This window comes from Anaeromicrobium sediminis, from assembly GCF_002270055.1.
Classification (GTDB): domain Bacteria; phylum Bacillota; class Clostridia; order Peptostreptococcales; family Thermotaleaceae; genus Anaeromicrobium; species Anaeromicrobium sediminis.
Genome location: NZ_NIBG01000004.1, coordinates 51906 through 76055, shown reverse-complemented (window position 1 = coordinate 76055; position 24150 = coordinate 51906). Strand labels below are relative to the sequence as shown.

General features: G+C 30.4%; 21 protein-coding genes. 10 read left to right on the top strand and 11 right to left on the bottom strand.

Going from position 1 to position 24150, the window contains the following annotated elements; genetic code table 11:
* Positions 1–203: 203 nt before the first annotated feature.
* Together CCE28_RS06640 and recQ are read left to right on the top strand one after the other, a co-directional pair.
* On the top strand, positions 204–1613 hold the full coding sequence (locus CCE28_RS06640) for an HD-GYP domain-containing protein (protein WP_095132237.1): 1410 nt from the start codon (positions 204–206) through the stop codon (positions 1611–1613).
* 154 nt (positions 1614–1767) lie between these two features.
* The gene (recQ, locus tag CCE28_RS06635) at positions 1768–3879 is read left to right on the top strand and encodes a DNA helicase RecQ (protein ID WP_095132235.1); all 2112 of its coding nucleotides are present in this window, start codon (positions 1768–1770) and stop codon (positions 3877–3879) included.
* Between the two features lie 61 nt (positions 3880–3940).
* On the opposite strand, the gene CCE28_RS06630 is transcribed toward recQ, so the two are convergent.
* Positions 3941–5305 carry a D-serine ammonia-lyase gene (locus CCE28_RS06630; RefSeq protein ID WP_095132233.1) on the bottom strand — a complete coding sequence of 455 codons (1365 nt, stop codon included), beginning with the start codon at positions 5303–5305 and terminating at the stop codon, positions 3941–3943.
* A 248-nt stretch (positions 5306–5553) separates the two neighbouring features.
* Here CCE28_RS06630 and CCE28_RS06625 point away from each other — a divergent pair, with 248 nt between their 5' ends.
* Positions 5554–6108: a helix-turn-helix domain-containing protein gene (locus CCE28_RS06625; RefSeq protein WP_095132231.1), complete on the top strand. Its 555-nt coding sequence runs from the start codon at positions 5554–5556 to the stop codon at positions 6106–6108.
* A gap of 54 nt (positions 6109–6162) precedes the next feature.
* On the opposite strand, the gene CCE28_RS06620 is transcribed toward CCE28_RS06625, so the two are convergent.
* Positions 6163–6654, bottom strand: coding sequence for a GNAT family N-acetyltransferase (locus CCE28_RS06620; RefSeq protein WP_095132229.1), 492 nt, complete (start codon positions 6652–6654; stop codon positions 6163–6165).
* Between the two features lie 36 nt (positions 6655–6690).
* Positions 6691–7182, bottom strand: coding sequence for a GNAT family N-acetyltransferase (locus CCE28_RS06615; protein WP_095132226.1), 492 nt, complete (start codon positions 7180–7182; stop codon positions 6691–6693).
* A gap of 209 nt (positions 7183–7391) precedes the next feature.
* On the opposite strand from CCE28_RS06615, the gene CCE28_RS06610 reads away from it, so the two are divergent.
* The 3 genes from CCE28_RS06610 (at position 7392) to CCE28_RS06600 (ending at position 10812) form a co-directional block, all read left to right on the top strand.
* A complete protein-coding gene (locus CCE28_RS06610; protein ID WP_095132224.1) occupies positions 7392–8168 on the top strand; it encodes a sporulation protein in 777 nt (258 codons plus the stop codon).
* A gap of 227 nt (positions 8169–8395) precedes the next feature.
* Positions 8396–8779: an 8-oxo-dGTP diphosphatase MutT gene (mutT, locus tag CCE28_RS06605; protein WP_095132222.1), complete on the top strand. Its 384-nt coding sequence runs from the start codon at positions 8396–8398 to the stop codon at positions 8777–8779.
* A gap of 92 nt (positions 8780–8871) precedes the next feature.
* Complete coding sequence (locus CCE28_RS06600; RefSeq protein ID WP_095132221.1) at positions 8872–10812, top strand: GTP-binding protein; 1941 nt, start codon at positions 8872–8874, stop codon at positions 10810–10812.
* A gap of 44 nt (positions 10813–10856) precedes the next feature.
* Here CCE28_RS06600 and rfbA read toward each other — a convergent pair whose 3' ends face one another.
* The 5 genes from rfbA to CCE28_RS06575 all read right to left on the bottom strand — a co-directional run bounded on the left by rfbA (position 10857) and on the right by CCE28_RS06575 (position 15938).
* Positions 10857–11714 (bottom strand): glucose-1-phosphate thymidylyltransferase RfbA, encoded by an 858-nt coding sequence (gene rfbA / locus CCE28_RS06595; protein ID WP_095132219.1) that lies wholly within the window; start codon positions 11712–11714, stop codon positions 10857–10859.
* 5 nt (positions 11715–11719) lie between these two features.
* On the bottom strand, positions 11720–12799 hold the full coding sequence (rfbB, locus tag CCE28_RS06590; protein ID WP_095132217.1) for a dTDP-glucose 4,6-dehydratase: 1080 nt from the start codon (positions 12797–12799) through the stop codon (positions 11720–11722).
* 21 nt (positions 12800–12820) lie between these two features.
* On the bottom strand, positions 12821–13951 hold the full coding sequence (gene rffA, locus CCE28_RS06585) for a dTDP-4-amino-4,6-dideoxygalactose transaminase (protein ID WP_095132216.1): 1131 nt from the start codon (positions 13949–13951) through the stop codon (positions 12821–12823).
* An 88-nt stretch (positions 13952–14039) separates the two neighbouring features.
* Positions 14040–14996 (bottom strand): rhodanese-like domain-containing protein, encoded by a 957-nt coding sequence (locus tag CCE28_RS06580; protein WP_095132214.1) that lies wholly within the window; start codon positions 14994–14996, stop codon positions 14040–14042.
* Positions 14997–15020: 24 nt separating this feature from the next.
* Complete coding sequence (locus CCE28_RS06575; RefSeq protein ID WP_095132212.1) at positions 15021–15938, bottom strand: sulfurtransferase; 918 nt, start codon at positions 15936–15938, stop codon at positions 15021–15023.
* Between the two features lie 238 nt (positions 15939–16176).
* Between CCE28_RS06575 and CCE28_RS06570 the strand changes: the two genes are divergently transcribed.
* Positions 16177–17769, top strand: a complete 1593-nt coding sequence (locus CCE28_RS06570; RefSeq protein WP_095132210.1) for an ArnT family glycosyltransferase — start codon at positions 16177–16179, stop codon at positions 17767–17769.
* 584 nt (positions 17770–18353) lie between these two features.
* Here CCE28_RS06570 and CCE28_RS06565 read toward each other — a convergent pair.
* Both CCE28_RS06565 and CCE28_RS06560 read right to left on the bottom strand, forming a co-directional pair.
* Positions 18354–19328: an arsenic resistance protein gene (locus CCE28_RS06565; RefSeq protein ID WP_095132208.1), complete on the bottom strand. Its 975-nt coding sequence runs from the start codon at positions 19326–19328 to the stop codon at positions 18354–18356.
* A gap of 418 nt (positions 19329–19746) precedes the next feature.
* Complete coding sequence (locus CCE28_RS06560; RefSeq protein WP_095132206.1) at positions 19747–19917, bottom strand: DUF362 domain-containing protein; 171 nt, start codon at positions 19915–19917, stop codon at positions 19747–19749.
* A 551-nt stretch (positions 19918–20468) separates the two neighbouring features.
* On the opposite strand from CCE28_RS06560, the gene CCE28_RS06555 reads away from it, so the two are divergent.
* The 3 genes from CCE28_RS06555 (at position 20469) to CCE28_RS06550 (ending at position 21601) form a co-directional block, all read left to right on the top strand.
* Positions 20469–20729, top strand: a complete 261-nt coding sequence (locus CCE28_RS06555) for a hypothetical protein (RefSeq protein ID WP_095132204.1) — start codon at positions 20469–20471, stop codon at positions 20727–20729.
* A gap of 160 nt (positions 20730–20889) precedes the next feature.
* On the top strand, positions 20890–21048 hold the full coding sequence (locus tag CCE28_RS22180) for a hypothetical protein (protein WP_176461698.1): 159 nt from the start codon (positions 20890–20892) through the stop codon (positions 21046–21048).
* A gap of 370 nt (positions 21049–21418) precedes the next feature.
* Complete coding sequence (locus tag CCE28_RS06550; RefSeq protein ID WP_095132202.1) at positions 21419–21601, top strand: aspartyl-phosphate phosphatase Spo0E family protein; 183 nt, start codon at positions 21419–21421, stop codon at positions 21599–21601.
* A 474-nt stretch (positions 21602–22075) separates the two neighbouring features.
* Here the strand turns inward: CCE28_RS06550 and CCE28_RS06545 are convergent, their stop codons facing one another.
* Positions 22076–23542 carry a methyl-accepting chemotaxis protein gene (locus tag CCE28_RS06545; protein ID WP_095132200.1) on the bottom strand — a complete coding sequence of 489 codons (1467 nt, stop codon included), beginning with the start codon at positions 23540–23542 and terminating at the stop codon, positions 22076–22078.
* Positions 23543–24150 lie beyond the last annotated feature (608 nt).

The following is a 24150-nucleotide window of genomic DNA, read 5'->3' as shown; positions in this document are numbered from 1 at the left end:
AAAATTCCCCTGCCTCTTTAAAGGAAGATGCTCAGATTGCAATAGCAATCGTCGAAGGAAACCATAGGGTTTCCTAGCGAAGCATACGGAGCATGCCTTTTTTATTTCAAGTATTTAATAGTGCCTAAAATTGGAGGAAAAGCATAAAAAATGTCGAATATTTACATTAATGATAAAGTCCGATTATAGGGGGTGATAGAAATATGAGGAAAATAATAGATTTAATTTATAAAAAATATAAAGTAGAAAATATTGATTTTCGAAAAGCTCCTATAAGAATAGTAGCTACTTATGTATTATTCGGTTGTTTTTGGATTTTATTCTCTGATCGTATTTTAAGTATGGTTGTAGTTAATAGGGACTTATATATGAATATTCAGACCTTTAAGGGTTGGTTTTTTGTTTTTTTTACAGCTATCATACTTTATCGTTTAATCCTTAATGATTTTTTGAAAATTAATGAATTAAATACGGATTTACTAAATAAGAAAATGGAGTCTAAAAAGAATTTAATTTTGATAGAAGAAAAGAATATAGAGCTAGAAAGGGCAATGAATGTTACAAATGATTTTTTTATGTTAATAACTAAAATATTAAAAAATAATCATGTGGATGATGAAATGTTATTACGGGAAGTATTTAAAATTGCCTTTAGTCTAGTAAAGGAATCTAATTTCGGAAGTGCTTATATTGTTGAAAATGGAAAGATTAGATACATAGAATCAATAGGTTTTCATATGGAATCATTAAAAAGTCTTGAAGTTAGTGTTGATAAATTTGAATTTGCATTTAACCATATAAAAATTAGAAACAATCCTGAATATAACATTAAAAGAAGATTAAGTGATGATGAATATGAGGAATATTCAAATAAGAATATTAAAATAAAGCAGTCAATTTATGTGGGCATATCTAATGATGATAACTTATACGGTGGATTTAGTTTAGATATTGGTGCAGATGAGGGTGTTGAATTTAGTGATGAAAGCATTCATAACTTAGAAGCATTCCAACAACTTGTTAATGGTTTTTATAAGATTAAAAAGGTAAATGACCAAAAAAACCTAGTGCAAAGGGATATTGTACACTCATTTATTTCAGCTTTAGAGCTTCATGATGAATATACAAAGGGACATTCTGAAGCTGTTGCATCATATTCACTTAAAATAGGAGAGCTTTTAAATCTGGATGATAGCCAGCTTAATGATCTTTATTGGGCTGCAACGGTACATGATATTGGCAAAATAATAATACCATCAAGTACTTTGAATAAACCTGATAGATTGACTAAAGAAGAATATGAACTTGTTAAGAAGCATACGCAGATAGGATACGATATATTATCTAAGGCAGATACCTTAAGAGAGGTTTCAAAATATGTATTATTACACCATGAACGTTGGGATGGCACTGGCTATCCAATGGGATTAAAAGGTGATGAAATCCCTTTAATATCTCAAATAATATGTGTAGCAGATTCATGGCATGCAATGACATCAGATAGGACTTATAAAAGAAAAATAACTAAAGAAGAAGGTATAGAGGAATTGAAAAATAATAGAGGAACTCAATTTTCTCCTAAAATAGTAGATGTGTTTTTAGAAATAATATGAAAATAAATTAGTACTTAAATTTACAAAACGCCTTATCTCCTAAGCAAATGAAGGGATAGGCGTTTTATAATATGGAAATAATGATTATTATTAAAGCATATTTACTATGACAAATGATATACTATAAATACTTCAATTATCAGGGGGTATTACCATGTTACAAAATGCACGACACATACTAAAAAAATATTATGGATATGAAAATTTTAGAAAAGGTCAAGAACATATTATAGATAGTATATTAAATAAAAAGGATACATTTGCTATTATGCCTACTGGAGCAGGAAAATCTATTTGTTTCCAAATACCAGCTCTTTTACTAGAAGGTTTAACCCTTGTAATTTCTCCTTTGATTTCTCTTATGAAGGATCAAGTAGATTCCTTAGAAAGTGTGGGTATTAAAGGAACTTATATAAATAGTTCATTAGATAATGGGGAAGTTCAAGATAGGATTAACAAGGCTAAAGAGGGTGAATATAAGCTTTTATATGTGGCCCCAGAGAGATTACAATCCTGGGACTTTTGCCAGTTATTAAAATCAATAAAGATATCCTTAGTAGCGGTAGATGAGGCCCATTGTGTATCTCAATGGGGTCATGATTTTAGACCAAGTTATAGGTCTATTACAGAGTTAATAAAAGAATTACCTAATAGACCTATTGTAGCAGCCTTTACTGCAACTGCCACAGAGCAGGTAAAGGATGATGTAGTAAAGCTCTTAAAGTTAAAAGATGAAAACACATATATTACAGGATTTAACCGTGAAAATCTCTCCTTTTCTGTTATGAGAGGGGCTAATAAAAAAGATTTTATTATGAATTATGTGGAAGATAATAAGGATGAAGTGGGAATTATTTATGGAGCCACTAGAAAAGAAGTGGAGAGCCTATATGAAAATTTAAAGTCAAAGGGATATGCTGTAGGTAAATACCATGGAGGATTAAGTCCTGCTGAAAGAAAAGAAAGCCAAGAAGCATTTTTATACGATGATATAAAGATCATAGTGGCAACTAATGCCTTTGGTATGGGAATTGACAAGTCAAATGTTAGATATGTAATCCACCACAACATACCGAAGAATATGGAAGCCTATTATCAAGAGGCAGGTCGTGCAGGAAGAGACGGAGAACCTAGTGAATGTATTCTACTATTTGCAGCTCAGGATATTCTGCTTCAAAAGTTTTTAATGGAACAATCTAATATATCCTTAGACAGGGAAAAGAATGAGTACAGGAAACTTCAAGAAATGGTTGATTATTGCCATACGACCAAATGCTTACGAAAATATATATTAGAATACTTTGGTGAAGAAGATGTGGAAGATAAATGTGATAATTGTAGCACTTGTAATGATGACAGTGAGCTTACAGATGTTACTATAGAGGCACAAAAGATTTTTTCATGTATATATAGAATGAAAGAAAGATTTGGAACTTCCCTGGTGGCTCAAGTTCTTAAGGGTTCTAAAAACAAGAGAGTTCTACAATTTGGACTGGATAGATTATCCACCTATGGAATTATGAAAGAATATAAAGAAAAAGAATTAAAAGATATGATGAACATATTCATTGCAGAAGGATATCTTGGCCTTACAGAGGGACAATATCCTATAGTAAAGTTACAGCAGAAGGCTGTGCCCGTGTTAAAGAGTAAAGAAAAGGTATTTCAAAAAATACAGAAGAAAAAAGAAAAGGTATTTGTGGATAATACATTGTTTGAAATACTTAGAGGTATTAGAAAGGATATTTCGACTAAGGAAAAAATTCCACCATATGTTATATTTTCCGATAGTACCCTTCGAGAAATGGGAAAAGTCCTTCCTCTAGATGAAGAATCCATGTTGACAATTAAAGGTGTTGGAGAAGGTAAGTTAAAAAAATATGGACAAGACTTTTTAAGTGCAATTAGAACTTATGTACAGGAGAATGACATAACGTCGGAAGTGGTGAAAGTAGAAAAGGAAGAGAAGATTCCTAGCCATGTTATAACTCTAAACATGTATAAAGAGGGAAAATCCTTAAAAGAAATATCTGAAGAGAGGGATATGAAAATACTTACAATAAACAATCATATTATTAGATGTGCATCAGAGGGATTAGAGATAGATTTAGATGATTTTATTCCAAGTAGTTATGAGGATATTATTCTAGAAAAGATTAATGAAATAGGGGCTGAAAAATTAAAGCCTATAAAAGAAGTTCTTCCTCAGGACGTTAGCTATTTGGCCATTAAGGCAGTACTTTGTAAACATAATATGATAGAGTAAGAAATTTTAAAAATAAGGAGATAAATGAATTTTATCTCCTTATTTTTATTAAGCTAAATTATTATTCACGTGATAATTCTATTCCCTTTTCATAATACTTATCCATTTCTTCCTTAGGAACCATACTTCCACCTGTGGCCCAGGCAATGTGATTAGCATTTTTCATTTTATCTATTAAATTACTATCTCTCAAATACTTTTGCCCTGCTTTAGTGTTAAATAAGTCAACTATGCCACCAACACCAGCTAGTGCAGAAGGTTCTAAGTAAATATTTTCCGTATCAGCTAAAGCACTTAATAATACATATAATTTATCATCATCTATAGTATAATCACCACTTAATAGATTCTCTAACGTCTTTCCAACAAATCCAGAGGCCCTACCAACAGCCAATCCATCTGCTGCCGTAATATTATCTATTCCAAAATCTTGAACAGATACCTGATCATGTTCTTCCGTCATGAGTCCAATTAACATACATGGAGAATGGGTTGGTTCTGCAAAAAAGCAATGTACGTTGTCCTTATAAGCCAATTTTAATCCAAAGGCAACTCCTCCAGGTCCCCCTCCAACTCCGCATGGCAGATATACAAATAAAGGATGATCTCTATCTACAATTACACCTAGTTCATCCAGTTGTTTTTTCAATCTATAAGCAGCAACAGCATATCCTAGGAACAGATTAATAGAATTCTCATCATCTACAAAATAACTATTTGGATTTGCATCTGATTGTTTTCTACCTTCTTCCACTGCTTTACTATAATCTGATTCATATTCAACTACTATAACTCCCTTACTTCTAAGGAGATCCTTTTTCCATTTTTTCGCATCTGCAGACATATGAACAGTTACTTTAAAACCTAATTTAGCACTCATAATACCTATGCTAAGACCTAGGTTCCCCGTTGAGCCTACAGCTACAGAATATTGGGAGAAAAATTCCCTAAATTTATCACTATCTAAAATAGCATAGTTATCTTCTTTACTTAACATGCTATGGTCAATAGCTAAATCCTCTGCGTGCTTTAATACTTCATATATGCCACCTCTAGCTTTAATAGAACCTGAAATGGCAAGGTGGCTATCACATTTTAAAAGGAGATTACCCAAAAGATTTGTTTCACAATGGGCATCCAAATAATCTTTCATATCTGGAATTTCAACTATAGGAGATTCTATAATACCTTGTTTATCTTTAGTTTCTGGAAATACTTTTTCTATATATGGGGCAAAACGTTGTAATCTTTCTTCCGCATCTTTCACATGATTTTCAGATAAAGAGATATTTTTAATAGCTTCATCAAATTTTCTATATTTAGGATTAGTCCAAAAAACTTCTTTTGTACATATGAGATCTTCTAGTAGTGGATAATCTTTTGTCCACTTATCTATGGTTTTGCCTAAAACAATTTTATCCTTCATATTTATCCCCCTTACTATTAATGAGTATTAAATAATTCAATTGTATTTAATTTATTAAGTAAATATTAACAATATAAAAAGCTTGTGTCAATGTATATTTAATTTATTAAATCACATTTAACAAAACTGAAAAAGAGTATATTTCTATGCTATAATGATTCTAATAGACAAATATTTAAGATTATAATAATTTGTTAAATAAAGTTTAACAATAAATATGGGATTATATACATTAAAGGAGCTTATAGATGGAAGATATAAATATTGGTGAAAAGATACTTGAATATAGAAAAGCCAAAAGTCTAACTATTAGGGATCTAGCTAAAATGGTAGAAGTGACTCCATCCTTACTTAGTCAAATTGAAAGGGGATTGGCTAATCCTTCTATAAATACATTAAAGGCAATTTCAAAGGCATTAGATGTACCCCTATTTACTTTTTTCATGAATTCAGTAAATAGAGATAACTTGGTTGTAAGGGCAGATAGTCGTAAAAAAATCATATTTCCAGAGAATAAGAACTTTGCCTATGAGTTGTTGTCTCCAGATTTAAATACTACTATTGAGTTTATACTTATGACATTAACACCTGGCTCTCATTCGTCAGAGGAATTAATGGCACACAAGGGAGAAGAAGCAGCCTATGTAATGGAAGGGAAGGTAACCCTATATTTAAATGATGACCCTATCCTATTAAATGAAGGAGATAGTGTGAGAATACTTCCTAATATGAAACACAAATGGGAAAACACATATGATAAGGTTACGAAGGTTGTATTTGCTGTTACACCACCAGCATTTTAAAGAAAAAGCAAAGAGTGCTCATATATTAATAGATGGGCACTCTTATTTTATTATTTATACTGTAAGATACATATCATACCATTTAGCTCCTCCATGTTCAGAGCTAGACACACCTTCATTTACGTATCCAAATTGTTCATAGTATTTTATCAAATGTTCTTTACATGTAAGTAATACTTTCTTTCTACCAGACTTTTTTGCATCTTCAATAAAATGACTCATTAATTCTTTAGCATAGCCCTTTCTTTGATAATCAGGATGTATATCAAGGCCAAAGATTACTATATTATCTCCATCGGGTATATGTAAATCCATAGTCTTAAAAAAGTCATCCTCTATATGAATATCATTCGTGACTCCACCATTAATAAATCCTATGATTTCATTATCTAATTCAGCTACGAAAAAACCTTTAGGGAATACGGATATCCTTTCTTCAAAGGCCTTTTTTGAAGCAGCTTCAGCTGCCGGAAAACAAAGAGATTCTATTTTGCATACACAATCTAAATCATTTGATAATACATTTCGTATGTTTAGTCTGCTCATTAAACTTTGCCCCCTTTTATTCTTATTAAATAAATATTATAGTACTAAATACATGTCATACCATGTAGCTCCACCATGGGTAGATTTGGATAAACCTTCATTTATATAGCCAAATTGCTCATAGTATTTTATTAAATGTTTTTTACATGTAAGTAATACTTTTTTTCTACCTGACTTTCGTGCAGCTTCAATGAAATGATTCATTAATTCTTTACCATAACCTCTTCCATGATAATCAGGATGTACATCAAGGCCAAAGATTACTATATTATCTCCGTTAGGTATGTGTAAATCCATAGTCTTAAAAAAGGCATCTTTTAGGTGAGTATCATTTGTAACTCCACCATTAACTAAGCCTATAACTTTATCATCTAATTGAGCTACAAAAAATCCCTCTGAGAAGACTGAAATTCTTTCTTGGAAAATATTTTTTGAATCAGCCTCAGCTGCTGGAAAGCAAAGAGATTCTATTTCGCTTACACAATCTAAATCGGTTAATACTACATTTCGTATATTTAGTCTGCTCATTAAATATAGCCTCCTTTGTAGTTATTATAACCTAAGTGGTAAATTAAGTGGAAATTTATTATGTTAATGTACATATGAATAAATGAAAATTGCCACGCATAGATTACTCATAGAGGATATTATGATATGAATAGAAAATAATTATAAAATATAAACCCTAAAAATAGGGTTTATATTTTATGTTAAAGTTCAAAAGGGGGATTTAACATATGAGTTTTTTTAAGAAAGCTATGGCTTCCATGGGTATGGGTAGCGCTAAAGTAGATGCAGTTCTAGATTCAGAAAGGGTTCAAGCAGGGGCAAGTGTCACAGGAAAAGTTGTTATCAGAGGGGGAAAGGTTGAACAAAAGGTAGATGAAATATACATGGATATTCGAACAGAATATAAGGAGATAGAGTATAGGGATGGGAAGAAAAAAGTGTATACAAATACGGCTACAATTCAAAATATAGTACTGCCCTTTGAAAAAGTTATTTTACCAAAAGATGAATATGAAGTTCCCTTTAAATTTCAATTATCTCCTAATACTCCTGTTTCTACTGAAAATAATGAAATTTGGATAGATACATCTTTAGACATAAAAAAAGCTATAGATCCAACAGATTTAGACTATATTAAAGTAAGTGCTCATCCATATATTCAACCTATATTAGATGGATTTATTGATCTGGGATTTACTGACAGTGGAATACAGAATGAGAAGAATACATATGTAAAGGATGTTGATTTCATACAAGCATTTAATATAATTCCAACGAAGGCATTTAATGGTGAGATAGATGAATTAAAAGTGGCATTTTTCATTAAAGATAGAAAGATAAGGGTTTTTATGGAGATTGATAAAAGATCAGGTCTTTTTAGAGAGTTAATTAACGCAGATAAAACTAGAACCTGGTTAGAACTAACAGAGGAAGAGTTAATTGAGGGAACAGATTATATTCAAGAAAAAATATATAACGCTATTAAAAACTGTATAATTAAATAGAAATTAAATAAATTAGGGAGCCAGAATAGGGTTCCCTTTTACATTGCATAAAATTATAATAGGATTTTTGTTAAAGAAGGATTTAAAAGAATATACTATGAATAGCATATAAAAGATGAAGTATATAGATATACTAAATTATAATAAAATGGGTTTCTAATGGAGACTAGAAAAACAAATGCTAGCTAACATGATTAGTAGAGCAAATAGTTTTATAGGAGAAGGCTATGATAGAAGTAGTAGCAGCAATTATAAGAAATGATAAAAATGAAATCTTAATAGCTAAGAGAAAAGAAGATAAAAGTCTAGGAGGATTCTGGGAATTCCCAGGAGGAAAAATAGAAAAGGGTGAAAGGGATGAAGAAAGCCTCATAAGGGAATTGAAAGAAGAAATGGATATAGAAATAGAAGTTAAAAGTTATTTTGATGAAAATATACATGATTATACAGATAAGAAGATTAAATTAAAAGCATATGAGGCCATTATAAAAAATGGTAATATAAAGTTGAAAGACCACTCTGAATATGTGTGGTGTAAAGAATATGAGTTAAATAAGTATAAAATAGCGCCAGCTGATGTTAAGTTTGTAGAAAAGTTAATGAATTATTGAATTAGAAAGTGTTCTTGTTTAAGAACACTTTTATTTAAATCTATTGTTATTTTGATATAATTAATCTATACAATCTAAATAGAGGTGTAGATATGAACAAGACAATAGGAATACTAGCCCATGTAGATGCAGGAAAAACTACTTTTTCTGAGGGGTTGCTGTATCATACAAATACAATTAGACAAAGGGGGAGGGTAGATCATAAGGACTCTCACCTGGATAGTCATGAAATAGAGAGAGAAAGAGGCATTACAGTGTTTTCAGATCAGGCTGTAATGAAATATAAAGATTCAACATACTACTTAATAGATACTCCAGGCCATGTGGATTTTTCACCAGAAATGGAAAGGTCCATAAAGGTTATGGACTATGGAATTATAATAATAAGTGCAGTAGAAGGAGTCCAGGGACATACGGAGACTGTATGGCAATTACTAAAGAAACATAATATACCAACCTTCTTTTTTATTAATAAAATAGATAGGGTTGGAGCAAATGTGGACAATGTATTAAATGAGATAAAATTAAATTTAACAGAAGACCTATGTGACATTACAGATTCATTTAATGATGATATGGATGAAGAATTAATAGAGTTCATAGCAGAGAGAGATGAAGAACTTTTAGAAAAATATATGGAAGATGGATACAACAAAGACACATGGCTAAAATATATGAAAAAGATGATTAAAGAAAATCGCATATATCCTTGTGTTAGTGGGTCTGCATTACAAGATGTAGGAGTAATAGATTTTTTAGATAAATTTCATACTCTAACATATACGGAATATGATAATGAAGAAACTTTCAGTGCTAGAGTATACAAGATAGGTCATGAAAATAACGGTACTAAAATAACATATATGAAACTTCTAAGTGGCAAATTAAAAGTGAGAGATGAGATAACCTATAGTAATGGGCAAAGTGAAAAAATAACACAAATAAGAGTATATGACGGAAATAAATTTAAAACCATAAATGAAGCACATCCCGGTGAACTAATTGGAGTAATAGGATTATCACAAACATGGGCAGGACAGGGCCTAGGTAATCTAGGAGAAGAAGCCACCTATAATATGATACCTACTTTAAAATCTAAGGTTATATTTGACTCTTCTTTAAATATAAAAGAAGTAGTAAGAGCTTTTAACATATTAGATTCAGAAGATCCTTCATTAAAAGTAACTTGGGAAGAAGAACTACAAGAGATTCATATTCATGTTATGGGACCTATCCAATTAGAAATACTAGAACAAATAGTAAAAGACAGATTTGGCTTTTCTGTAGAATTTGGAGAACCTAATATATTATATAAGGAAACTATAAATGGTGAAGTAATAGGATATGGTCACTTTGAACCTCTGGGCCATTATTCAGAAGTACATTTAAAAATAGAATCAGGAGAAAGAAATAGTGGCATAAAGTATGAAAATCTATGTCATGCAGACCACTTAACTATAGGAAATCAAAATCTAGTAAAACATCATGTATATGAAAGGGAACATAGAGGAATTTTAACAGGTTCACCTATAACAGATATAAAGGTGACCTTGTTAAGAGGAAGAGCCCATAATAAACATACTAGTGGTGGAGATTTTAGACAGGCCACTTATAGAGCATTAAGGCAGGGGCTAGAAAAGGCAGAAAATATACTTCTTGAACCCTATTATGACTTTAAGATAAAGGTAGATTTAGACCATATGGGAAGGGTTTTATCGGATGTACAAAAGGCTAGTGGAACCTTTAATCCACCAGAAACTGTAGGGGATAAAACTATTGTAACAGGACGGGTACCTGTGGCTACCTTTATGAATTATCCTATGGAACTAGTGGTCTATACCCATGGAAAAGGGGTCATAAGTCTAGCATTTAGTGGATATGATATATGCCATAATCAAGATATGGTTATAGAGAAAATAGGATATGATAAGAATATAGATATGGAGTATACTTCATCTTCCATATTCTGTTCTAAGGGACAGGCCTATGTAGTTCCTTGGGATAATGCTGAAGAAGAAATGCATTGTTTGTAAAATCATATAAAAAAGAGTTTATGATTAATGTCATAAACTCTTTGCTATAACTTTAAAAGATATTTACCATATTCAGTATTTATCATGGCGTTAGCTAGATTATGTAATTGTTGCCTATTAATATATCCATTTTTATAAGCTATTTCTTCTATACAACCTACATATAATCTCTGTCTTTTTTGTACAGTGTAAACAAAATTACTTCCTTGAAGAAGAGATTCATTAGTACCCATATCAAACCACATAAAGCCTCTACTGAGGAAATTAATATTCAATTTATTATTCCTTAGATATATATTGTTAATGTGACTAATTTCAAGTTCTCCACGGGAAGAGGGCTTAATACTTTTAGCAATATTAATAACGTTGTTGTCATAAAAATATAAACCTGGGATTGCAAAATTAGATGTTGGATGTGATGGTTTTTCTTCAATTGATAGTACTTGTCCTTCATCATTTAAATTGACAATACCATAATCTTTAGGATTATCTACCTGGTATCCAAATATATGGGCTCCTTCTGTTATGTTAGCTAAATCCTTAAGGAGGGAAGAAAAGCCTCTTCCATGAAAAATATTATCTCCTAAAACTAGGCATACCGTATCCTTACCTATGAAATCTTTTCCTATTAAAAAAACATCTCCAATACCCCGTGGCTCATCCTGTGATAAATAGGTAAATGACACACCTAGTTGGCTACCGTCACCTAGGAGGTCTTTAAATAAAGGTAAATCCCTTGGGGTAGAAATAATAAGTATTTCTCTTATTTTTGTCAATAGCAAAACGGATAAGGGATAGTATATCATTGGTTTATCATAGACAGGTAGTATCTGTTTGCTAATAGCCTTTGTAATTGGATAGAGTCGAGTTCCATGACCACCTGCTAGAATTATTCCCTTCATAATTTTTAAATCCTCCCATTGTACATAGAATTATAATATTTCATATATTCACCTGAAGTTATATCCTTTAACCAATTTTCATTTTCTAAGTACCACTTTAAAGTTTTAATAATGCCTTCATTAAAATCTATTTCACTATGCCAGTTTAATTGATTCTTAATTTTTGATGAATCTATGGCATATCTTTTATCGTGGCCTTTTCTGTCCTTTACAAATTCTATTGAGTCTGGACTTATATATTTAGTAGAGTAATTATAATTAGGTAAAATTTCATTTAAATATTTTATAATGAGTTTAGCAATTTCAATATTTTCTTTCTCATTATGAGCTCCAATATTATATGTTTCTCCTGGTTTTCCATGGCTTAGAACCACATCTATGGCTCTGCAGTGGTCCTCCACATGAATCCAGTCCCTAATATTTTTTCCGTCTCCATATAAGGGCATTTTTCTATTGTTTAAACAATTATTTATAATTAGTGGAATGAACTTTTCTGGAAATTGATAGGGGCCATAATTATTAGAACAACGTGTTATGTTAATGGGCATTTTGTGTGTGTGATAATAGGAATTAACTATTAAATCAGCAGCAGCTTTACTTGCCGAATAGGGATTACGAGGAGATAAGGGGGTCTCTTCTCTAAAATAGCCATCCCTATCTAAGGAGCCGTATACTTCGTCTGTGGAGATTTGTACAAATTTCTTGTTAGGTTTAAAACATTCACCTGATTGCCAATATTTCTTAGCCTTATCCAGTAAAACTTGAATTCCCAACACATTTGTCTTTGTGAAGATTGATGAATCCATTATACTTCTATCCACATGGGATTCTGCTGCAAAATTTATAACATAATCTATGGTATGATTTTTAAATATGCTATCTACTAATGTTTCATCACAAATATCTCCCTTAATGAACTTGTAGTTTGTATGTTTTTCAATAGATTTTAGATTGTTAAGATTACCAGCATAAGTTAGTTTATCTAGATTTATAATCATAGAATTTTTATCATATTTCTTTAGAATATAAGAGGTAAAATTAGAACCAATAAATCCTGCACCGCCAGTTATTAAGTATGTTTTCATATAATCACCCTGTCATTTAATTTATCTAAGAATTTCATATATATTTTCAATAATATAGTTAATTTCTTTATCTTCTAAGTCACAATAAATGGGAAGTCTTAAGAGTCTAGCACTTAAACCTTCTGTTTTAGGTAAATCACCCATTTTATAACCTAGTTTTTTCCCCATGGGAGATAAATGAAGGGGTATATAATGAAAATATGCTTGAATTTCCCTTTCATTAAGTTTGTTCATAAGATAGTTTCTTTCTTCCTCTGAATTTAGAAGTATATGAAATATATGATAATTGCTTGTACTATAATCAGGTATAATAGGAAGCTTTAATAATTCTCTATCTTGAAGATCTTTAAGTTCTCTAGAGTAGGTTTCGTATATACTTTTTCTTTTATTATGTATCTCATATAATTTTTCTAATTGTGCGTGTAAAAGGGCAGCTAAAATATCTGAAGGTAGAAAACTTGATCCCTTATCTACCCAAGTATATTTATCTACTTCTTTGTTCAAAAATTGTTTTTTATTAGTACCCTTTTCTCTAATAATCTCAGCTCTTTTGACTAATTCATCACTGTGGTTTATTAGTAGAGCACCACCTTCGCCGCAGGAGTAGTTCTTAGTTTCATGGAAGCTATAACAACCCATATGGCCTATGGTACCTAAATATTTATCCTTATATTTGCCATTAACTCCTTGAGCTGCATCTTCTATAACGGTAACATTATAATCCCTTGAAATATGCATTATAGAGTCCATATCACAGGATACTCCACCATAATGAACGGGAATTATAGCCTTTGTTTTGTTACTTATTTTTTCAATAATACTATTAGGATCCATATTTAGAGTATCTTCACTTATATCTGCAAAGACAATTTTACCACCACCTAAAAGGGCAGAATTACCTGTAGATACAAAGGTATAAGATGGTAAGATGATCTCATCATCAGGTTTTAAATCTAGAAGTAGAGTACTCATATCTAGGGCAGAACTACAAGAGGTAGTTAGTAAAGCTTTTTTAGTTTTAAATTTATTTTCCATAAAAGAGGAGACTAATTTAGTATAATGTCCATCTCCTGACAAACTCTTTCTACTAAGGGCATCAGCCATATAATAATATTCTTTATCTGTAATATAAGGTTTATTAAAATCTATCATGGAGTCTCTCCTTATTAGTTAAAATAAATGGTGTATTTTCCCACATGATAATTATATCATTAAGGGTAAATACACCAAGTATTAAATCTTATTTAACTGTTTCGTATCCCTTATTAAGCCATCCGTGTGGTTTGTTAATATCCATTCCCATACCACCATTTAAGGATACAGCATCATAACCTAATAATCTAAGTCCTGCAACTGTTTGACCTGCAGTTTGACCAGTGTAGCAATATACTACGATAGTTTTATCCTTTGGAAGATTGGCAAATTCCTTTTCCATTCCTGCTCCCCAAGGGATGTTATTAGCTGTAGCTATTTTCATTTTACCAAAGTCTTCAGCACTTCTTACTGATAATACATAGATAGATTCATCTTTGTTATCTATAAGTTCTTTTAAGCTTTTTTCAGATACCTTATAGTTTTTAAAGATTGAGCCAGAAACATCTGCTAAACCATTATAATAAGCAGTTATAGCTTCTTGGATTTCTGGGTCAATATCAGTAACTTTATCTGCTAGTTCATTTGAAGTAGTTTCTACTACATCTTCATAACCTTCAACCTTAGAAATACCTAACATCCATCCTAAGTTGATACTCTTAGCGTCAAATCCAGCAAGATTTAATGTCATAACAGCCTGACCTGCAGTTTGACCAGTGTAGCAATAAACATAAACCTTTTTATCCTGCGGAATCATAGGTAGAGCTTCTGCAATGGCAGGTCCCCAAGGAGCATTATAAGCACTCTTTAAATGACCTTTGGCATAATCATCAGCACTTCTTATATCTAAAATGAAAATATCTTCACCATTTTTTACTTCTTCAACAGCTTTAGAATGTTTTACCTTATATATGTCCTTTGGCATGTTGGCAAAATAAGCCATAACCTTTTCTTCTAAAACATTTACCTCAGCATCAGCAGCAACCATAGCATTTTCTTGTGGTGCAGGTACACTTGACTGTTCTTCCTTAGAACATGCTACAAAACTAAGTGATAAAATTAATATTAATAATAAGGATAAACCTTTAAAAAACTTTTTTCTCATTTAAATAATCCCCCTATCAAATTGTTAGGATGCGTCTTGTTCACTTAGAACATTAGCTCCTTCTAATCTTTCTATTTCCATACCTTCACCAGACCATTGTAAATATGCTCCGTCATAGACCTTCACATCATTAAAGCCGGCTTCTTTAAGAAGAATATAGGTTTGAGTAGCTCTAAATGACGATTTACAATAAACATAAATAGAATCATCCTTGTTTAAGCCCAAGTCCTTATAAGTCAAGTAGATATTCCTAGAGGACTTGAATGTATCATCCTTATACATGTTATCCTTATGGGAATACAATATGGACCCAGGAATATGTCCCTCGTCAAATTCTGCTTGAGTTCTAACGTCTAAAATCTTTACATTCTTTGTTGGGTTATTAACAACTTTTTGTATGTCTTCTAAACTCACTAGTATATCTTGGTTTAATGGTTTAGCCTCATATGTAGTGTTACTAATAGATGGACTTTTAGCTGAAATTTTTAATCCACTTGATAATATGGCATTTGTTCCACCGTTTAGGACCATTACTTTTTCATGTCCATAGAGCTTTAAAGTCCAAAATACCCTAGAAGCAGATACTCCCTTGTCGTCATCATACACAATAACTAAGTCGTCATTTTTAATGCCCTTTGAACCAAGGACTTTAGAAAGTTCCTTGTCACCAATGACCATAGCTGGAGCTGGTTTGTTGGTAGTAAGGGTGCCAGTAGGTATATTTACTGCATTTACCAGGTGACCTTTCTTATAATTGGTCACACTTCTTGCATCTACAACTACAACGTTTTCCTTACCAAGGAGAGATGATAACTCTTGTGCTTCTATAATCCTTAAAGATCCCTCATAGGAAGTTTTTTCACTACAACCTGCAAATAAAAGAGTAAAAAGGATTGATATTATTACTAGAACGTATATTGGTTTCTTCCTATACACTTTCATGCATTATCACCACCTTTTTAAATTTGGTTAGAAAATTTATTGAAATAATTCACTTATATTATGTTAGTTTGTTAATAATTCTACAAACCTTATATAAATTATAACTTATTTTTCTGATATTTTGTTATAAGTAATAACGATACAACATATGTTTTCGTTATGAAAGGATTAGCTTCTTTTAAGGAGGAAAATATTTTATACTAGAAACTATAGTAGGGAATAATTGGAGGGAATATATATGGAATTATTTAAAAGAAAGCCTATAGAAGCGTATTGGGTAGATGTACATTCTTATGTGGGTATATTAATATATGGAATCATAAGCGGTTTTTATCTAGTGAAATTTCCCTTTGTTCATTCAGATGAAAGTTGGTTAAGTGGCCTTAGTAGGAATATGATTGAGAAGGATTCATTGAAGGTTACAGAAACCTTTTTTGACCTATATCCAAGAAATCCCCATGGAATAAAGATTCTATTTCACAAAATCCAAATGATCTTCATGAGCATATTTTCCTATGACATATGGACTTTTAGATTAATATCATTAATTAGTAGTCTTATAGGACTATGCATATTTTATTTGATCATTAGAAAAAGTAATATGAAACCTATTTATAGTTTTTTTATTACTTTAACTTTAGGATTAAATATTCAATTCATTTATGCTTCCCATTTTGCAAGACAAGAGGCAATTATATTACTAGGAATAATAATAAATTATTTATTTTTATTCAGAAATATTAAAGAAAATAGATTAATAAACATTATTATGATGGCTATAAGTACTGGACTATTAATAGGAGTACACCCAAATAGCTTTGTGGTAGGGGCCATGTTTATATGTTCTTTATTTTATTTAGTTTTAATGAAAGACAAAAATAGCTTTAAGAGTATGTTTACTTATTTTATAGGTGTAGGAATATTTGGAGCTATATTTTTATTTATTAGTTTAAAGCTAGATCCCAACTTTTTTTCTAATTACATGTCCTATGGAAAAACTCTTAATGTAGATGCACCTACAGTTACAAGGGCTATGGGAATTATTATGTTTTATAAGAAGTTATTCACAAGATCCTTAGGAACTTATTATCTTCCCAGCATAAAGATGGATTTTATATTGTTTATAGGACTAATCCTATGGAGTACATATAACTACTTAAAAGATAAGAGTACTAGAATCCACCTAGGAGTAGTGCTACTAAATATAATTGGATATAATCTAGCCACTTTTTTAATAGGAAGATACAATCAAACATCCATAATATTTTTGTACCCATCCATGTTTTTACTACTTAGTATAAACTTAAAAAGTTTATATTCTAATAGTGAAAAAAAGATAGTGTATATTATATTGTGTTTATTTGTAGCTACTACTGTCAATAGTTATATGAATTTAAAGGATATAAATTATAATAATTATTATGACTATATAAAAAGAGTGAGTAGTTCTATTCCACACAATAAAAAAGTATTGGCTAATCTAAATACAGAGTATGGATTTAACAACAATCAATTATATGATTATAGGAATTTAAATCATTTAAAAGAAAATAATATGGTCTTTAAAGAATATATAATTTCAAGGGAAATAGAATATATAGTTTATTCAAATGAAATGGACTATATAATGAGAAACAGACCAAAGTTTAATACTTTGTATGGAGATATATCTTTCTATTATGAAGATATGAAAAGTTTTCTAGAGAATAAATGTATTTTAATAGATGAGTTTGAAGATTCAACTTATGGTATTAGAATAAATAAATATATAGATGAGGGTATATGGACTATAAAAATATATAGAGTAAAGGATCATTATAAATATAGATAAACTACGTCAAAGCTAAAGGTATGTGAACTTATATTTTGAGTGTTAGTTTAGGCTATAGTCTATTTAAATATAGAAATTCAGTTCATACAAAAAATCATTCTTTTTTGTACGCAACATATTATGGATATATTGTATTATATATTGTATTATATGTTGTATTCAAACTAACAAAAATAAAAAGGCGATTATAAAAACCACCTTCTTTTCTTGAATTTTCAATTGTTTGGTGGGTTTCACCCAATGCAACATAATTAATATTGTGTTGCGTTATACAGTATTATGATATCTGTTTTATTTTTTCAGTGAGTGTCTCTAATAAATCAAAACTCTCATTACTAGAACTTATTAGTATATTAATTCTATTTATTACATCAGCTATTTTACAAAACAAGTTCTGACTTGTTTGATCTTTAGCTTTATATTTATTAAGATGAAGAGATCCTAGGCTTTTTTCAAGGCTGTTAGTTAATCCATCATTCCCAAAATACACTTAATAAAAAAATAGAGACCATAATGCAGAGTATATTTATAAATTTACTCTGCACATGGTCTTTTTTATTATTCTTTAAATTCAAATTTTAGGTCTAGTTATATTGACATGCTTGTTGTTTTGATTTTATGACTAATAAAATCTTAGACACTAGAAATAATATAGGTAACTCTATCAAAGGACCTATTATAAGAGCTAGTGATATTAAAGGATTATTTGGAAATGTTGCTACAGCAATAGCTAAAGCTATTGGTGAATTTCTAGCAAGAGTAGTTAAATTTAGCGCAACACTATCTTCATAATTCAAGTTAATCAGTTTGCCTGCTAATCTTCCAACTATAAAGTTAATTATGAAGAATAATGATATCGGGACTAATAGAATTAATAATACCTGGATATTTTGTAAAAGTACTTTACCTTGTGAAGCAAACATAGAGATTATAGCTAAACTTAAAAAATATCCTTGATAATCACATGCCTTTGGAACTAACTTATCTTCAAATGTGCTATTACCTATTTTGTTTATAATAAATTTTCTAGCCAGTACTGAGCATAAAAGAGGTATCATCAAGCTATATATAACTCCTTGAGTTAAGCTCATTACATCTATATCTACACTAGATCCACCTATTATGAATATATATAGTGGTAATAATAATAGCTGTAGTATCAAGTTTAAAGGTAGTATAGATGAACCTAGCGCAACATTTCCTTTAGCTATTCCTGTAAATATCAAATACCAATCAGTGCAAGGTGTAACCATGAGCATAATAAACCCGATTAGTAAATCTGGATTATTATTTAAAAATAACTTTCCTAAAATAAAAACAATTATTGGTGTACATATAAAATTAATAATTACGGATATTAGTGTAAATTTTAAGTTTTTAAATGAACTACCAATATCTTTTAATGGTATTTGTATGAACACAAGAAATAGCATTATCATTAATGATGGCGTTATTAAATATTCTGAATATGTCTGTATAAATTCTATTTGACCTATTAAAATACCTATTGCAACCATAAATAAGATAATAAAGCTTTGGAATTTATTTATATTTTCCATAGTATTTCCTCCTTGGTTGCATTGAAAATGCATTTCATATGAAATCTAATATCGTTACCAATATTTTACCACAATGGGAATGATATTTGATTATAAAAAATTTATTTTGTAATGGACTTTTAACTATATTCTAAAAACACATTTAAAGGTAACTAGTCTCTAAATTAATCTTTAAAGCACAGTTAAAAAAGCACTTGGATTAATCCAAGTGCTTCTGATCTATGATACTTAATTATAGTCTAAACATATATTAGAGTAATAGTTAGTACCTAAATCACAAAATATTAACATTTGCATTGCGTCTGGTGACACGGTTCCTGGTTCTACATCGTCTGATGAATTTGGAGAATATTATGCAAAAAAATAATACCCTAATCCAAAGAATAGGGCACTATCTTATTTTATGTATTCGTTTAAATTACTCTGCAACTGGTGCATCTACAGGACAAACATTTGCGCAAGCACCACAGTCAATACATCCTGCTTCATCGATTACATATATGTTGTCTCCACCACTAATTACTCCAACTGGACATTCTGGTTCGCAAGCTCCACAACTAATGCAAGAATCTTTAATTACATAAGCCATAATAAAAATCCTCCTCTAAAATTTATTTTCATTAAGTATTTACTTCATCTTTAACTCGATTATATCGTAACAAAATACAAATATAAGAACAACAAAAAAATAAAAAAAATTGTCTAAAAATGCATATATATAATGATTATCACTCTATATTCAAATGTCTATGAAGGTGAGCGTACTTGTTGAGGTAATAGAATGGTAGCTGTCATAGAGTGCAGAGTAGCTTATAAATATTGTAAGTTGTTATGTATCTGAAATTAGATTCTGATACATTGGAAAGTCTGGTATACGTATTGCAAATACTATGTTCTCTATTTTTTAAGTAGTGAAATGATAAAATATACATCGATATACATGGATTATGCAATGAATATACATGGTTTTCTGCATAGGTAATATAACCTTTTCCAAATGGTAATACTTTTATCTATAATATCCAGTACAAGGACAAAAAGAATTATTGCGAAACAACATCCTATGTTTTTTCACATTGGATAATACAATCTTTCAAAAGTGGTAATACTCTTAGATATGATAATATTTAGGGGGGAACCATGTTGGATAGAAAAGGAATATTAAGATTATTAAAAATTAAGAGATTACAGCACATGCAATTGCTACGAAGAATTGAGCACGCCATGCAGAAACTATATGAAAAAGAACAAAACCTGAAAAGAAATCTATACCAAGTCGAAGTTCAAGAAGAAAAATTTTTACAAGAAATGGCAAAACAGTTGGATATACTAGATGAAATAGATGCAGAAATTGAGGCCCTAACAAGTAATAGTATTATGATGTTAGATGCTATTATGTGACGAACAGATAGAATGGAAAAAAATTAAATAAAGGAATACAGGAATTTTCACAGAATATTTAAACATTAGTGGAAAATTCTAAGGGAGTATTGGGATATCTTAATATGGCATTACAAAGACTGCTTGATAATTTAACATATCTTTTTTGGAGGGTTCGATAATGTGTGATGAATCAAATGATATAGAGACAGAATTAAAGATGTTCTGTGTTAAGCTTATTAGTATGTTCGATGAACTTAAAGAAAAAGGCTTATTAAGTGAGGAAGATTATTTAAAGCATGTAATCTTAAAGAAGAAGTTCCTGCAAGGCAAATTGTAATTTGATAGAACAAAAGTAACATACGCCATTGGGTTATTTCCCTGTGTTTTTTTTTATTTGTCATACTCACCCAATATCGACAAATTTCATTACTAAAAAGTGATAAAATGATGTCCGATTTGATATTTTATTTAATAGAAAACAGGGGGAGAACATGACAAGTTTAAAAGAAATCTCGTTACAGATACAGCACTTAAAAAGACAATTACATTGTCTAATCGAACAANAAAAGTAACATACGCCATTGGGTTATTTCCCTGTGTTTTTTTTTATTTGTCATACTCACCCAATATCGACAAATTTCATTACTAAAAAGTGATAAAATGATGTCCGATTTGATATTTTATTTAATAGAAAACAGGGGGAGAACATGACAAGTTTAAAAGAAATCTCGTTACAGATACAGCACTTAAAAAGACAATTACATTGTCTAATCGAACAAAATGACAATCTTATTGCAGAAGAAATAGTATCTCTTAGCCAGTCACTAGATACATTACTCAATTCATATAATAATGAACATAGAAAACAAGTTTTAGGCATGAAGAAATAAATAAAATATGTATGGTATGGCTAACCACTAAAACCCCTTTTGTAATGGACTACAGATCCTTGTGTGACTATATCTGTAGATGAATATAGGACAAGCAATGCAGGTTATGGATTAAATTCAATCCATAGCTTTTTTTACTTATTTTTATTTAACAATTTGTACTTGAAAAGAAAAAATTAATATGCTTGCTAAATATCTTAGGGAAGATTATTACGCGAGTATGCAAATAAATCTGTGTTTGGTTTTCGTAAACCCATATAATTCAACCAGTCCCAATGAAACACAATGACAATTGTGTTGCGTTCGGTGAAACCCACCAAACAATTGAAAATGTAAGAAAAGAAGGTGATTTTTATAATCGCCTTTTTATTTTTGTTAGTTTGAATACAACATATAATACAATATATCCATAATATGTTGCGTTGAAAAAAAGAAAAATAAAAAAGTGGAAGGCTGAATTCAGCCTTCCACTTTCTAAAAAACATCTATTCCTTGACTTGACAAGTCTTGTGTGGTTCCCTTTAAATTAACGAACATTTCCATTACTTTTTTGGATAAATCCTTTGCCTTTTTGCTATCCCTTTGAGCGCTTATCTTATCTCCTTTTTGTACATGTTCCATAACTGCATGTCCTAATTCATGAAGATTCAAATGAATTTCATCAATTTCTTTCCAAATGCTCTTGATTTTAGGATGACTAGGAGTCATTGCATAATAGAAATGACCGAATTTACATTTCGTTCCATCTATTTGGATTGGATAAATTTCCATATTCTGAACCATATTTTCTAAAGTATGTATCCAATCTATATGTCCCTTAATGGCGTGCTCTAATGTCTCTATGAAATCACTATTGTTAATTTTAAAATGTTCTTCATTTCCCATTTCTCCGCTGATCTTAGCAAGCCTAGATACTTCATCTTCTATTGATCCTATTTTTTCTCCTAATTTACCAATTCCTTCTGATTTCCTATATAGTTCATCTGCTATATTTAATAATTTACTACCATCTTCACTAGTAGCATGCATGGCTGCGCTTACTTGCTGACTAGATGCACTGATCTCTTCAATGCTATCACCAATGACTTTTACTCCATTTATTACAGATTTTATGGAGATTTTACTCTTAGAAAAAGATGTAACCATTTTTTCTGTATATGTATTCATATTATTAATGGAATCTAATGTATACCTCACACTTTCTCTACTTTTATTTGAAGCATTTTCCATACTTATCATTAACTCTTCAACAGAAGTTAGTTGTAATTTTGTATTTTCTGCTAATTTTTTTACTTCATCAGCTACCACTGCAAAACCTCTTCCATTCTCACCAGCTCTTGCAGCTTCAATACTAGCATTTAATGCTAATAAGTTTGTATGTGATGCAATTTCACTAATACCCGCAACAATCTTTTTCATATCTTCTATTACTGATAATAAGGTTTTAGTATCTTCATCCATTGATGCAGCTCTTTGAGAAACTTCACTGTTTACATTTTTCATTTGCTCAATTATACGGTTATTTGTTTCTGTTATCTCTAATAAAGTATCTGCTTGTATAGATATATCTTCAATAGATGATGCATATTCAGATATTGTTTCTGCTACTTGCACCATACTTGCATCTGTTTGCTGAATAGCTGCCCCCATAGTTTCTGATGACTTTTTTATTTTTAAAGATGATTCTTTTATATTATTTGAGAAATGAAATAATTCAACATTGAAAGTGCTTATTTCTGTTGCAATAAGTAATATTCCTTTCATAAATTGATTGATTCTTGGTATACTACTTTTACAAGTTTTAACAATCTTAGCAAATAATTTCACAGTTTTATTTTGACAATTGATTTCATCAATTTCATATATATTATTTGTATTATTGCTTTCAAACTTTTCAGCTATTGCATTCATTTGGCGTACTATTTTTGAATTTCCAAACATTCTTAATCCCCCCCCTATACGGTGCCCTGGTACATGTCTATTATACAGTATACTAATACCTATGTCATCACATAATTGAGAATAATTCTCATAGATTTGTAAAAAAATCCATTAACGGAGACTCTCAATAGGGTGACTTGTCACTCTGTTGCTTTTCTTTTCACCAGCGTAGTAAAAATATGAATCACAATTAGGACACACCATAACTGGCATTCTCTAAATTTTTTAACACTTTGCCAATTATCAACTTCATATTAATGAAAATGATACTAAACGTGTTGTTAGCCCAGGTTTTTCATATAAAAAGAGTATCTATTTATAGTTAATAGATACTCTTTTTTACGCTATAGGAAATTATAATATTCTCAAAACTATGGATAAGTAAAAAAATAAGGGGTTGTAGGGGAAAAATTCCCCTGCCTCTTTAAAGGAATGTGCTCAGATTGTGATAGCAATCGTCGAAGGAAACCATAGGGTTTCCTAGCGAAGCATATGGAGTATGCCTTTTTTACTTTCTTTTTTAACTTATTTCATTATTTTTTCTGTAATTATGGTTTTGTTGATGTTTAGTAATCAAATGGCTTAGGTTAATATACATGTGCCTTTCT

Bases quoted from the DNA above. Each gene is read 5' to 3' on its own strand.
- CCE28_RS06640 (WP_095132237.1), top strand. From the start codon at position 204: ATGAGGAAAATAATAGATTTAATTTATAAAAAATATAAAGTAGAAAAT.
- recQ (WP_095132235.1), top strand. From the start codon at position 1,768: ATGTTACAAAATGCACGACACATACTAAAAAAATATTATGGATATGAA.
- CCE28_RS06630 (WP_095132233.1), bottom strand. From the start codon at position 5,305: ATGAAGGATAAAATTGTTTTAGGCAAAACCATAGATAAGTGGACAAAA.
- CCE28_RS06625 (WP_095132231.1), top strand. From the start codon at position 5,554: ATGGAAGATATAAATATTGGTGAAAAGATACTTGAATATAGAAAAGCC.
- CCE28_RS06620 (WP_095132229.1), bottom strand. From the start codon at position 6,654: ATGAGCAGACTAAACATACGAAATGTATTATCAAATGATTTAGATTGT.
- CCE28_RS06615 (WP_095132226.1), bottom strand. From the start codon at position 7,182: ATGAGCAGACTAAATATACGAAATGTAGTATTAACCGATTTAGATTGT.
- CCE28_RS06610 (WP_095132224.1), top strand. From the start codon at position 7,392: ATGAGTTTTTTTAAGAAAGCTATGGCTTCCATGGGTATGGGTAGCGCT.
- mutT (WP_095132222.1), top strand. From the start codon at position 8,396: ATGATAGAAGTAGTAGCAGCAATTATAAGAAATGATAAAAATGAAATC.
- CCE28_RS06600 (WP_095132221.1), top strand. From the start codon at position 8,872: ATGAACAAGACAATAGGAATACTAGCCCATGTAGATGCAGGAAAAACT.
- rfbA (WP_095132219.1), bottom strand. From the start codon at position 11,714: ATGAAGGGAATAATTCTAGCAGGTGGTCATGGAACTCGACTCTATCCA.
- rfbB (WP_095132217.1), bottom strand. From the start codon at position 12,799: ATGAAAACATACTTAATAACTGGCGGTGCAGGATTTATTGGTTCTAAT.
- rffA (WP_095132216.1), bottom strand. From the start codon at position 13,951: ATGATAGATTTTAATAAACCTTATATTACAGATAAAGAATATTATTAT.
- CCE28_RS06580 (WP_095132214.1), bottom strand. From the start codon at position 14,996: ATGAGAAAAAAGTTTTTTAAAGGTTTATCCTTATTATTAATATTAATT.
- CCE28_RS06575 (WP_095132212.1), bottom strand. From the start codon at position 15,938: ATGAAAGTGTATAGGAAGAAACCAATATACGTTCTAGTAATAATATCA.
- CCE28_RS06570 (WP_095132210.1), top strand. From the start codon at position 16,177: ATGGAATTATTTAAAAGAAAGCCTATAGAAGCGTATTGGGTAGATGTA.
- CCE28_RS06565 (WP_095132208.1), bottom strand. From the start codon at position 19,328: ATGGAAAATATAAATAAATTCCAAAGCTTTATTATCTTATTTATGGTT.
- CCE28_RS06560 (WP_095132206.1), bottom strand. From the start codon at position 19,917: ATGGCTTATGTAATTAAAGATTCTTGCATTAGTTGTGGAGCTTGCGAA.
- CCE28_RS06555 (WP_095132204.1), top strand. From the start codon at position 20,469: ATGTTGGATAGAAAAGGAATATTAAGATTATTAAAAATTAAGAGATTA.
- CCE28_RS22180 (WP_176461698.1), top strand. From the start codon at position 20,890: ATGTGTGATGAATCAAATGATATAGAGACAGAATTAAAGATGTTCTGT.
- CCE28_RS06550 (WP_095132202.1), top strand. From the start codon at position 21,419: ATGACAAGTTTAAAAGAAATCTCGTTACAGATACAGCACTTAAAAAGA.
- CCE28_RS06545 (WP_095132200.1), bottom strand. From the start codon at position 23,542: ATGTTTGGAAATTCAAAAATAGTACGCCAAATGAATGCAATAGCTGAA.